This window comes from Pelomonas sp. KK5, from assembly GCF_001984095.1.
Classification (GTDB): Bacteria; Pseudomonadota; Gammaproteobacteria; order Burkholderiales; family Burkholderiaceae_C; genus KK5.
Map to the genome: position 1 here is coordinate 1 of NZ_LYVQ01000202.1, position 12,216 is coordinate 12,216.

Genomic DNA, 12,216 nt, shown 5'->3' on the forward strand with positions numbered 1-12,216 from the left:
GCCGGCAACTGGACCGGCTCCGGCAGCGCCTGGTGGAGCACCGGCGCCGGTTCAGGCGCTGGTTCGGGCGCTGGTTCGGGCGGACGGGCCGGCGCCGGCGACGCGGCAGCCAACAGGACTTCATCGCGTGCCTGCCTCAGCAGGCGGTCCAGCCGGGCCTGCGCGATCTCGGAGAAATAGCCGCTCGGGAACTGCCGCAGGAACTCGGCCCAGACCGCCGCGTCCTGCGACGACCGGGTCCGCCCCCAGGCCTCGATCTCGACTTCCAGCTGCCGGGCCAGCTCTGCCTCGCCGGGCTTGGGCAGGCTGTCGGGAAAGACCAGGAAGCGCTCCTCCAGCGAGGTGGACTCCCAGGGAATCTGGCGCCCGGCGGAACTGAGCCTCACGTTCAGGCGGACCCGTTTCAAGGCGTCCTCGATCTGGACGTTGCGGATCGCCAGCTCGCGCAGCAGGTGGCCGGTGTACAGGCCGTTGCGGCCCTTGCCATCGGCGGCGGCGCGCCCCGGCGAGGTGGCGTAGGCGATCAGGCTGTTGCCCGGTGCGTCGAACTCTGACAGGCCCTTGTTCTGGACGTGGAAGCCGTCGCCGAAAGGGTTGTCGCGGCAGGCATCGAGGATCACCACATAGGTCTTGCCGGGGCTCCGTGCGAACTGCTCCACCAGGGCGTTGAGGTCGATGCAGTCGGCCATCAGCTGCCGGGCCGAGGTGATGCGGGCATCCACCGGCACCAGGTAGTTGCGCCAGTCGAGCTGCGCACCATGGCCCGCGTAGTAGAAGAACACTTCCTTGACCTTGGGCTGCTGCAGCCGCTGCCGGAACGCGCCGATCGCGCCGGCGAACTGCTGGCGCCCCAGGTCGACGCGATGCTCGACGGCGAAGCCGGCCCGGCCCAGCAGCTCGGCCATGTCCTGAGCGTCATTGGCCGGGTTGGCCAGCGGCGCGAAGCCGTAGGCGGCATTGCCGATGACCAGGGCGATCCGTGACCCGTCGTCGCTCGCCGCGGCCTTGGCCAGCGGGAGCGCGGCCAGGCCCTGGATCACGGTGCGTCGGGTGAGGCTCATGGCCCCGCACTCTACTAAAGACAAAGACGCATCAGCCCTCGAGCGCCCGCGCGCAGACGCGCCCGCGTCCCGCCGCCTTGGCGGCGTAGAGCTGCTCGTCGGCCAGGCGGACCAACGCGCCCGGCTCGCCGCGCAGGCCGCTTTCGAGCACCGCGACGCCGAGGCTGATGGTGATGACCGGCGCGACCTCGGATTGCTCGTGCACCATGGCCAGGCCGCGCACCGCCTGCTCCATCTTGCCGGCCACCGCCAGCGCGCCGGCGAGGTCGGTCTCGGGCAGCAGGCAGCCGAACTCCTCGCCGCCATAACGCGCGATCACATCGGTAGGCCGGTGCAGGCAGGACTTCATCGCGCGGGCCACGCGGCGCAGGCAGTCGTCGCCGGCAAGGTGGCCGTAGCTGTCGTTGTAGCGCTTGAAGTAGTCGACGTCGGCCAGCAGCACGGCCAGGCCACTGCGGCCGCGGCGCGCCCGCTGCTCCTCGGCCAGCAGCCGGGCATCGAAGTGGCGGCGGTTGTGCACGCCGGTGAGCCCGTCGACGAAGGCCATCTCGCGCAGCAGGTCGGCCTGCAGCTTGATGGTCAGCTGCGCGCGCACGCGGGCGTGCACGACCGCCGGGTTGAAGGGCTTGCTGATGAAGTCGGCCGCGCCGGCCTCGAGCGCGCGGGTCTCCTGCTCGGGTGCGTCGATGGAGGTGACGAAGATCACCGCGATGTGGCTCAGCGCGGCATCGGCCTTCAGCCGCGCGCACAGCTCGAAGCCGTCCATGCCGGGCATCTGCACATCGAGCAGCAGCAGGTCGGGCTGGCGCTCGCGGCACAGCGCCAGCGCCTGCGCGCCGCTGGTGGCCATCAGCACCTGGCAGTCGGCGGCGAAGACCTGGTGCAGGGCCTGGATGTTGACCGGCTGGTCGTCCACCAGCAGCAGGCGCGGCCGGCGGCCCAGCAGGGGCAGCAGGCCCTGGGGCGTCGGGGCCACGACCGGCCAGTGGGCGTCGTTGGCGCTCATGAGATCTACTCCGTCAGCAGTTCGCGGCACTGCCGGGCGGCCGACTCGAAATCAAGCGAGGCCAGGGTCTCGGCGAGCCGCCGTTCAAGCTGCGGCGCCTGCTGCTGCAAGCCCTCGCGCAGGCGCGCGAACAGGTCGAGCGCCGCCATGTCGCTGCCTTCCAGCAGCTCGGCCAGCAGCGAAAGGTCGGCGCCGAGCTTGGCGGGTGCCGCACTGCGGCGCTCGTCCATCGGCAGCGCCGCGGCCAGTTCGCCCAGCGCGATCAGCTGGCGGCCCAGCGTGGCCTCGAAGCGCTGCCGCCAGGCCGCCGGCAGCGGGGCGCCGGACTCCAGCGCGCGCTGGCCCTGGGCGGCGAGCCCGGCCAGTTCGTTGCAGCCCAGGGTGCCCGCGAGGCCGCGCATCGCGTGCAGCGCCATCGCCTGTGGCGGATCGGTCAGCGCGCTGGCGGCATCGACCAGCGCCGCGACGGTGGCGACGAAGAGCTCCCGCTTGCCCGACAGCCGCGCGAGCGCTTCTGCCAGCGCGATGCCTGCGGCATCGGCCAGGGCCAGCAGGTGGGCGGACAGCGGCCACGCCGGGCGCCGGTGGCCCGGTGCGGCGTCGGCCTCGGCCGGGCCGAGGCCGCAGAGCTGGCGCAGCACGCCGACCAAGTGGTCGATGTCGAAGGGCTTGCCGACGTGCTCGTTCATGCCGGCCTCGATGCAGGCCTGCCGGTCGCTGGCACGGGCATTGGCGGTCATGGCGATGACCGGCAGCGCCAGGCCGAGCCCGCTGCGGATCTGGCGCGTGGCGGTATAGCCGTCCATCACCGGCATCTGCAGGTCCATCAGCACCGCATCGAGCGCGGGCGCCCCGCCGCCTGCGCCACTGCTGCGCCCGAGCAGGTGCAGCGCCTGCTGGCCGTCGCCCGCCACCTGCACCAGCGCGCCTTCGTCCTCCAGCAGTTCGCGGGCCACCTGCTGGTTGTTGGGGTTGTCCTCGACCAGCAGCAGGCGCAGCCCGGCCAGGCGCGGGAGGCGCTGCGGCTCGCTGCCGGCGCCTGGCGCGGGCAGGCTGCGCTCGTGCTCGGCGTCGACGCCGGACAGGGCCTCGTGCATCAGGTCGAAATGCGTCTGCGGGCCGGCCGCGCGGGCATCGGCCACCGCGTCCAGCAGCATCGAGGCGGTGACCGGCTTGACGAGGAAGGCGTCCAGCAGTTCCTGCTCGCGCTGGCTGCGCTGCGACAGCACGTCGCGGCCGTGGGCGGAGACCATCACCAGCACAGGCGACTGACGGCCGAAGCTGAGCGCGCGGATCGCGCGGCAGGTGGTCCAGCCGTCCATCTCGGGCATGGACCAGTCGACGATGGCGATCTGGTAGTCGTTGCCGGCCGCGATGGCGCTGCTGCACAGCTCCAGCGCCACCGCGCCGGAGTCCGCCGTGTCGGCCACCCAGCCCAGCGACTGGCACATGGCCGAGAGCAGTTCGCGGGCCACCGGGTTGTCGTCCACGACCAGCACCCGCAGCGGCATGCCCTGGGGCCGGTCCTGGGTGGCGGGCTGCTGGTCCGGCAGCGCCAGGCGCAGGCGGAAATAGAAGCGGCTGCCGCGGCCGGGCTGGCTCTCCAGCTTCAGCTCGGAGCCCATCAGCCGCACCAGGCGCCGGCTGATCGCCAGGCCCAGCCCGGTGCCGCCGTAGCGGCGCACGGTGGAGGCCTCGGCCTGCGCGAAGCCGCTGAAGATCTGCTGCTGGTGTTCGGGCGCGATGCCGATGCCGGTGTCCTTGACGGCGAAGTCCAGTGTCACCGCGTAGGCGCTCAGCTCCACCAGCTTCAGCTGCACCACGACCTCGCCGGCCTCCGTGAACTTGATCGCGTTGCCGGCCAGGTTGATCAGCACCTGCTGCAGGCGCAGGGCATCCGCCACGACGCCGCGCGGCAGCCGCGGATCCACGTCGAACAGCACCTCGATGTCGCGCTGCCCGACATTGGCGGCCAGGATCACCGACAGGTCGCGCAGCAGCGCGTCGATGCGCATCGGCTGCGGGTCCAGGCTCAGCTTGCCGGCCTCGACCTTGGAGAAATCGAGGATGTCGTTGAGCAGCCCCAGCAGCGAGCGGGCGGCGCTCTCGGTCTTGACGACGTAGTCGCGCTGGCGCTCGGACAGGGCCGTGCGCTGCAGCAGCCTGAGCATGCCGAGCACCGCGTTCATCGGCGTGCGGATCTCGTGGCTCATGTTGGCGAGGAACTGGCTCTTGGCCAGCGAGGCACGCTCGGCCTCCTGGCGGGCGTGCATCAGGTCGGTGATGTCGATGCGGAAGCCGGCGATGTGGCCGTCCGGCAGCTTCTTCTCGATCACGCGCACCCAGCGTTCGCCCGGCGCGCGCTGGACCTGCTTGGTGTCGCCGGCCGCGTGCAGGGCCTGGCGCTGGGCCAGCCATTGAGCCTCGTGACCATGGGCCTCGTGCGAGGGATCGGCGGCGATCTTGGCCCGCATCACCTCGATGAAGGGCGTGCCCGGCTGCAGGGCCGCCTCCTGGCCTGGGAAGAGGCTGCGGTATCTGTCGTTGCACAGCACCAGCCGGTCGTCGGGATCGAAGAGCACGAAGGCCTCGTCGATCGCATCCATCGCGTTGCGCAGCAGGTACTCGCTGCGGCGCCGGGCGGTGACGTCCAGGCCCAGGTAGATCGCGCCGCCGTCGGGCAGCGGCGTGGCGTAGACCTGGATGATGGTGCCGTTGCTGCGCCGGTACTCGACCTCCCCCGCGCGCCGTCCGCTGGCAAAGCCGCTCATGCGCTGCCGGAACGCCGCGGCGGCGGCCGGGCGCCCGGCCAGCGAGCCGCGGCTGGTCAGGTGGTTCAGCACGTCGTCCAGCCGCGGAGGCCCCTGTGCGAACAGCGACTCGGGCAACTCGTACTGCCGCTGGAACATCGCGTTATGGATGATCAGCCGCTGGTCGGCGTCATAGGCCATCAGCATCAGCGGCAACTGGTCGACGACCTGGTGCAGCAGGCGATGGCTGCGCTGTTCGGCCTCCTCGAGGGCGCGGCGTTCGGTGATGTCCCGGATGCAGCCGATCAGGTGCCGCACCGGCGTGCCCGGAACATGGCCTGGGGCGGGCTCGCCGACGATGTGGACCCATCGCCGGCCACCATGTGGCGTGCGCAGGCGCACCTCGACCTCCTGCTTGCTGCCCTCGTTGACGATGCGCGCCAGGGCATCGGTGATGACGGGACGGTCTTCGGCCACATAGTCGGCCAGCGATTCCTCGAACTGCGGCCGGTGGCCCGGCTCGCGGCCGTGGATGCGGGCAGCCTGGGGCGACCATGAGAGCTGGCCGCTCTGCAGGTCCAGTTGCCAGCCGCCGACGCCGGCGATGGCGCCGGCCCGTTCGAGCATGGCCTCGCTCTGGACCAGGTCACGCTCCATGCGGCGGCGCTCGGTGATGTCGAGGTCCGCGCCGATCACCCAGCCGGGCCCGCCGCCGGGCTCCTGCGTGCTGAGCCGGCCGCAGGAGCGCACCCAGATCCAGTGCCCGAGCCGGTGCCGCACGCGGATCTCGACCTCGAACATCGTCGTCTCGCCGTCCAGGTGGCGCTGCAGTTCGGTGTCGTTGAGCGCGCGGTCATCGGGGTGCAGCAGCGCACGCCAGAAGGCCACGCCGTCGGGTGGCAACTCCTCCAGGGAATAGCCGACCATCCTGGCCCAGCCTGCGCCATAGTGCGTCTCGCCGCTGGCGGCGTTCCACTCCCAGGTGCCCACGCCCACGGCCTCGAAGATGCTGTTCAGGCGCCGGCCTGCCTGCAGCAGCGCGCTGGCGCGTTCCTCGCTGCGCAGCAGGAGCACGGCAACGGCCAGCAAGCCGAGGCACAGCATCGTGGCGAGCAGGACCGACCGGAATTCATGCCCGCGGAAATCGGTCAGGGCCAGCAGGGCGGCCAGCAGCGCCAGCAGGCCCAACCCCAGGGCAATGCCGGTCCGCGAGAAGCGCACCGTGCCCATACCGCCCTGCCAAGCGAACCGCATACCACCCCTTACTGCTGGGACGGCCAGTCTAGTAGGCAAGCACGGTGGCGACGCCGCTGTCCGGCGGCTGTTTCGGGCTTCAAGCAGGGGCTTGGCAGCCCGGGAAAATCGTAGCCCCGCTCAGCGCTGGATGTCGCCCAGGCAGAGGTACTTCAGCTCCACATAGTCCTCGATGCCCTGGCGCGCGCCCTCGCGGCCCATGCCCGACTGCTTGACGCCGCCGAAGGGCACCTCGGCGGTGGAGATCAGGCCGGTGTTGACGCCCACCATGCCGTACTCCAGCGCCTCGCCGACGCGGAAGATGCGGCCGATGTCGCGGCTGTAGAAGTAGCTGGCCAGGCCGAACTCGGTGCTGTTGGCCAGCGCGATCGCATCGGCCTCGGTCTGGAACTTGAAGACCGGCGCCACCGGGCCGAAGGTCTCCTCGCGGGCGCAGAGCATCTGCTGGGAGGCATCGGCCAGGATGGTCGGCTCGTAGAACTGCGGGCCCAGGTCCTCGGCCCGCTTGCCGCCCGCGACCAGGCGCGCACCCAGCGCCAGTGCATCGGCCACATGGGACTCGACCTTGTCGATCGCCGCCGACTCGATCAGCGGGCCGATGGTCACTCCCGCATCGAAACCGTTGCCGACCTTCAGCACCGCGACCTTGGCGGCGAGCTTCTCGAGGAAGGCGTCGTAGACGCCGGCCTGCACATAGATGCGGTTGGCGCACACGCAGGTCTGGCCGGCATTGCGGTACTTGCTGACCAGCGCGCCTTCGGCGGCGCTGTCGAGGTCGGCATCGTCGAAGACGATGAAGGGCGCGTTGCCCCCGAGTTCCAGCGAGAGCTTCTTGACCGTCGGCGCGCACTGCTGCATCAGGATGCGGCCGACCTCGGTGGAGCCGGTGAAGGACAGGTGGCGCACGATGTCGCTGGCGCAGAGCTTCTTGCCGATCTCGACCGAGCCCTGCGCGTCGGCGGTCAGCACGTTCAGCACGCCCGAGGGCATGCCCGCGCGCTGGGCCAGTTCGGCCACGGCCAGCGCGGACAGCGGCGTGGCCTCGGCCGGCTTGATCACCACCGTGCAGCCGGCGGCCAGCGCCGGGGCCACCTTGCGGGTGATCATCGCGATGGGGAAGTTCCAGGGCGTGATCGCCGCGCAGACGCCCACCGGCTGCTTGATGACCAGGTAGCGCTTGGTGGGATCGGTGGTCGGGATCGTCTCGCCGTAGACGCGCTTGCCCTCTTCGGCGAACCAGTCGATGAAGCTGGCGCCGTAGACCACCTCGCCCTTGGACTCGGCCAGCGGCTTGCCCTGCTCGGCGGTCATGATGCGGGCCAGGTCATCGGCATGCCTGATCAGCAGTTGCTGCCAGCGCAGCATGATGGCGGCGCGTTCCTTGGCCGGCTTGGCGCGCCAGGGGCCCCAGGCGTTGTTGGCGGCGGCCAGCGCGGCATCGGTCTCGGCCTCGCCGAGGTTGGCCACCTCGGCCAGCAGCGCGCCGGTGGCGGGGTCATGCACCGCGAAGGTGGACTTGCCGCTGATCCATTCGCCGTTCACCAGCGCCTGGGACTTCAGGAGGCTGGCGTCGTTGAGGGCTTGCAGGGGCGTCATGTCCATGTCGGGTCTTTCGGAAGAAGAAATCGGCAGCGACTCTAACCGCTGCCAGCAAGGGCCGTGCCCATTGGCAAACAACTGGTCACCCTATAATCAAAAGTTCGGAAAAATCAAGCATTTACAGCGAGACCCAGGGCATGAAAGCAGCAGAGATTCGCCAGACCTTCCTGAAGTTCTTTGAATCGAAGGGCCACACGATCGTCGCCTCGAGCCCGGTCGTGCCCGGCGACGATCCGACGCTGCTGTTCACCAATGCCGGCATGAACCAGTTCAAGGACGTGTTCCTGGGCTTCGACAAGCGCCCCTACAGCCGCGCCACCACGAGCCAGAAGTGCATCCGCGCCGGCGGCAAGCACAACGACCTGGACAACGTCGGCTACACCGCCCGCCATCACACCTTCTTCGAGATGCTGGGCAACTTCTCGTTCGGCGACTACTTCAAGCACGACGCCATCCAGTACGCCTGGGAGCTGCTGACCAAGCACTTCCAGCTGCCGGCCGACAAGCTGTGGGTGACCGTCTACGCGGAAGACGACGAGGCCTACGAGATCTGGAACAAGACGGTCGGCGTGCCCGCCGAGCGCATCGTGCGCATCGGCGACAACAAGGGCGGCCGCTACATGTCCGACAACTTCTGGATGATGGGCGACACCGGCCCCTGCGGCCCCTGCACCGAGATCTTCTACGACCACGGCCCCGACGTGGCCGGCGGCCCGCCGGGAAGCCCCGATGAAGACGGCGACCGCTACATCGAGATCTGGAACAACGTCTTCATGCAGTTCAACCGCACCGAAGACGGCGTGATGCACAAGCTGCCCAAGCCCTCGGTGGACACCGGCATGGGCCTGGAGCGCCTGGCCGCCGTGCTGCAGCATGTGCACTCGAACTACGAGATCGACACCTTCGTCACGCTGATCGATGCGGCCAAGAAGGCCGTGGATGGCGCCGCGCCAGCGGGCAACGACTGCGATCGCGAGTCGCCCTCGCTGAAGGTGATCGCCGACCACATCCGCGCCTGCTCCTTCACCGTCGCCGACGGCATCATCCCGGGCAACGAGGGCCGCGGCTACGTGCTGCGCCGCATCGCCCGCCGCGCCATCCGCCACGGCTACAAGCTCGGCGCACGCAAGCCCTTCTTCAACCAGCTCGTCGCCGCGCTGGCCGCCACGATGGGCGACGCCTACCCCGAGCTGCGCCGCGACGAGGCCCGCATCACCGAGGTGTTGAAGCAGGAGGAAGAGCGCTTCTTCCAGACCATCGCCAACGGCATGGAGATCCTGGAAGCGGCCTTGGCCAAGGGCGACAAGGTCATCGACGGCGAGACCGCCTTCAAGCTGCACGACACCTACGGCTTCCCGGTCGACCTGACCGCCGACGTCTGCCGCGAGCGCGGCGTGACCGTCGACCAGGCCGGCTTCGACGCCGCGATGAACCGCCAGCGCGAGCAGGCCCGCGCGGCCGGCAAGTTCAAGATGGCCGCGGGCCTCGAATACAAGGGCACGCCGACGACCTTCCACGGCTACGACGAGCTGGCCCGCGAAGGCACGACCGTCACCGCCGTCTACGTGGACGGCGCGCTGGTGGCCGAGGCGAAGGCCGGCGACGACGCGGTCGTCGTGCTGGACCACACGCCCTTCTACGCCGAGAGCGGCGGCCAGGTCGGCGACAGCGGCGAGCTGCGCAACAACACCAGCCGCTTCGCCGTGGAAGACACGCTGAAGATCCAGGCCGATGTGTTCGGCCACCATGGCCGCGTGCTGGAAGGCTCGATCAAGGCCGGTGACGTGTTCGCCGCCAAGGTCAACACCGAGGCCCGCGCGAAGACCGTGCGCAACCACAGCGCCACCCACCTGATGCACAAGGCGCTGCGCGAGGTGCTGGGCGCCCACGTGCAGCAGAAGGGCTCGCTGGTCAACGCCGAGCGCACCCGCTTCGACTTCGCGCACAACGCGCCGATGACGGCCGAGCAGATCGCCAAGGTCGAGGCCATCGTCAACGCCGAGGTGCTGGCCAACGCCGGCGCCAAGGCCGAGGTGATGGCGCTGGACGACGCCCAGAAGAGCGGCGCGATGATGCTGTTCGGCGAGAAGTACGGAGACACGGTGCGCGTGCTCTCGATCGGCTCCTCGAAGGAACTCTGCGGCGGCACGCACGTCAAGGCCACCGGCGACATCGGCCTGTTCAAGATCGTCGGCGAAGGCGGCGTGGCCGCCGGCATCCGCCGCGTCGAGGCCGTCACGGGCGAGAACGCGCTGGCCTATCTGCAGTCGCTGGAGAACACCGTGCACGGCCTGGCCGGCGCGCTGAAGGCCGCGCCGACCGAGCTGGAATCGCGCGTCCATGCGGTGCTGGACCAGGTCAAGGCGCTGGAGAAGGAACTGGCCGCCGCGAAGAGCAAGCTGGCTTCCGCCCAAGGCGACGAGCTGCTGGCCCAGGCGGTGGACGTCAAGGGCCTGAAGGTGCTGGCCGCCACGCTGGCCGGCGCCGACGCCAAGACCCTGCGCGAGACCATGGACAAGCTCAAGGACAAGCTGAAGAGCGCCGCCATCGTGCTGGCCGCCGTCGACGGCGACAAGGTCCAGCTGGCCGCCGGCGTCACCGCCGACAGCGTTGGCAAGGTCAAGGCCGGCGAACTGGTGAACTTCGTCGCCCAGCAGGTGGGCGGCAAGGGCGGCGGCAAGCCGGACCTGGCCATGGCCGGCGGCACCGACGCCAAGGGCCTGCCGGCCGCGCTGGCCAGCGTGCAGGGCTGGGTCGCTGAACGCCTGTGAAGTGAACGGAAACGACGACATGACCGACATCGACCACGCCAACGCCGAGCGCCTCGCCGGCCTGCTGCAGATCCTCGCCGCGGCCGCCGAGGAGGACGAGGCCCCGGTGCCCATCGACACGCTGGACGGCTACATGACCGCCCTGGTCTGCGGCCCTGTGGTCGTCTCGCCGCTGCGTGCGATGGACGCCCTCTTCGGCGAGGACTGGCCGGCCGTGCTGGACGCCCAGGACGCGACCGAGGCCTTCATGGACGTGCTGCACCAGCGCTGGAACGAGATCGCCGAGGCGCTCGACCCCGCCGGGCTGATGGCCGACCAGGAGCAGATGCGCCTGTCCCCGCTGATCACCGAGTTCGACGAAGCCACCAAGGCCGAGCTGCTCTCGCAGGGCGTGCTCACCGCCGACCAGCTCGAGACGCTACCGCCCCCGGGCGTGATGTGGGTGGAAGGCTTCATGCGCGCCGTCCACGACCACGAGGACGCCTGGTACGCCAACGCCGAGGACAGCCCCCAGGGCCAGATGCTCGACGCGATGCTGATGGCGCTGGCCGCCGTGGCCATGCTGCCGGGCGAGCAGCGCGATGCCTACATCGCCGAGTCCTACGAAGAGGACGAGACGGTCGACCAGAACGTGCTGATCGACGACGCGCTGTTCTCCGTGCAGGATCTGCGGTTGTTCTGGATGCAGCCCGCGTCAACCGGTACGCCGACGCACTGATCGGAAATCAGAGCCGCCCGGTGCAATTGAGTGCGCCGCAGCGGCAGGTGAGCCGCCCCTCGTGGTGGCTCTCTCCGTAGTCGCAGGTCAGCTCCTCGCCGGCCTCGATGTCGCGCAGCGCATAGAACTCCACCCGGCCCTGGCTGATCTGCAGCCGCGCATTCGGCGCGCAGCCGTGGTTGATGTTGCGCAGCGCGTCGGTCGAGTCGGTGGCATCGACCGCGCGGGTCTCGGATACCTCGACGATGTGGATGCGCTCGCGCCCCTTGGCGCGGCGGCGCGCCTCGCGCACCGAGATCGCCTCGCCGCGCAGCTCGCCGATCTTGCGCCGCTGCGGGATCGCCTCCGCGGCGAACACGCCCAGCCCGTCGATGCGGCTGGGTCCCACGCGCAACGCAAAGCGCTCGGCGGGCCGCACCTCGCCCTTGGCGCGAAGGGGTGCGGGATCATCGGGAAGGACGGGAGCCGGCAGTGAAGTCAGACGAGGCATGATGGTGCGATTGTCGACCAAGCACCGATGCACGCCATGACCCTGACCCTGCGCCGCGCCCTTGCCACCGATGCTGCCGCCCTCGCCCTTCACATGAGCGATGAAGCCGTCTTCGGCAATGTCCTCCAGCTGCCGCATCCGAGCGAGGAGCTCTGGCGCCAGCGCATCCAGGACAACAACGCGGCCGGCAGCACGCACCTGATGCTGGTGGCGGAACGGGACGACGAGCTGGTGGGCTGCGCCGGCCTGCATCCGGTCGGCCCGGCGCTGCGGCGCCGGCATGCGATGACGCTGGGCATCTCGGTCTCGCCGCATGCCCAGGGCCAGGGCATCGGGCGCGCGCTGATGGAGGCGCTGATCGACTATGCCGACCGCTGGGGCCAGGTCTTGCGCATCGAGCTGACGGTCTATGCCGACAACGAACGGGCGATCCGGCTCTACGAGCGATGCGGCTTCGAGCGGGAGGGCCGGCTGCGCGGCTATGCGCTGCGCGATGGCCGCTACGAGGACTGCCTGACGATGGCCCGGCTGCACCCGCAGCCGCCGCGCTGGTCGATGCCCTAGAAG

Annotated in this window: 8 protein-coding genes; 3 read left to right on the forward strand and 5 right to left on the reverse strand. The window is 70.1% G+C overall.

From position 1 onward, the window contains the following. From B0W88_RS24350 to B0W88_RS24365, 4 genes are all read right to left on the reverse strand, one after another. Positions 1-1,061 (reverse strand): caspase family protein (locus B0W88_RS24350; RefSeq protein WP_144006935.1); only part of this gene is annotated, 1,061 nt, incomplete at its 3' end. A gap of 31 nt (positions 1,062-1,092) precedes the next feature. Then, positions 1,093-2,067: a diguanylate cyclase gene (locus B0W88_RS24355; RefSeq protein WP_083749033.1), complete on the reverse strand. Its 975-nt coding sequence runs from the start codon at positions 2,065-2,067 to the stop codon at positions 1,093-1,095. A 5-nt stretch (positions 2,068-2,072) separates the two neighbouring features. Beyond that, a complete protein-coding gene (locus tag B0W88_RS24360; protein ID WP_083749034.1) occupies positions 2,073-6,071 on the reverse strand; it encodes a response regulator in 3,999 nt (1,332 codons plus the stop codon). Positions 6,072-6,191: 120 nt separating this feature from the next. Beyond that, positions 6,192-7,673 (reverse strand): NAD-dependent succinate-semialdehyde dehydrogenase, encoded by a 1,482-nt coding sequence (locus tag B0W88_RS24365; RefSeq protein WP_077037208.1) that lies wholly within the window; start codon positions 7,671-7,673, stop codon positions 6,192-6,194. 134 nt (positions 7,674-7,807) lie between these two features. Here B0W88_RS24365 and alaS point away from each other — a divergent pair, with 134 nt between their 5' ends. Beyond that, positions 7,808-10,441, forward strand: a complete 2,634-nt coding sequence (gene alaS, locus B0W88_RS24370; protein ID WP_077037209.1) for an alanine--tRNA ligase — start codon at positions 7,808-7,810, stop codon at positions 10,439-10,441. A gap of 19 nt (positions 10,442-10,460) precedes the next feature. Next, positions 10,461-11,159 (forward strand): UPF0149 family protein, encoded by a 699-nt coding sequence (locus B0W88_RS24375; protein WP_077037210.1) that lies wholly within the window; start codon positions 10,461-10,463, stop codon positions 11,157-11,159. A gap of 7 nt (positions 11,160-11,166) precedes the next feature. Here the strand turns inward: B0W88_RS24375 and B0W88_RS24380 are convergent, their stop codons facing one another. Further along, positions 11,167-11,649, reverse strand: a complete 483-nt coding sequence (locus B0W88_RS24380) for an SET domain-containing protein (RefSeq protein ID WP_083749036.1) — start codon at positions 11,647-11,649, stop codon at positions 11,167-11,169. A 36-nt stretch (positions 11,650-11,685) separates the two neighbouring features. On the opposite strand from B0W88_RS24380, the gene B0W88_RS24385 reads away from it, so the two are divergent. Further along, entirely contained in the window at positions 11,686-12,213 is a 528-nt protein-coding gene (locus B0W88_RS24385) for a GNAT family N-acetyltransferase (protein WP_077037213.1), read from the forward strand. Positions 12,214-12,216 lie beyond the last annotated feature (3 nt).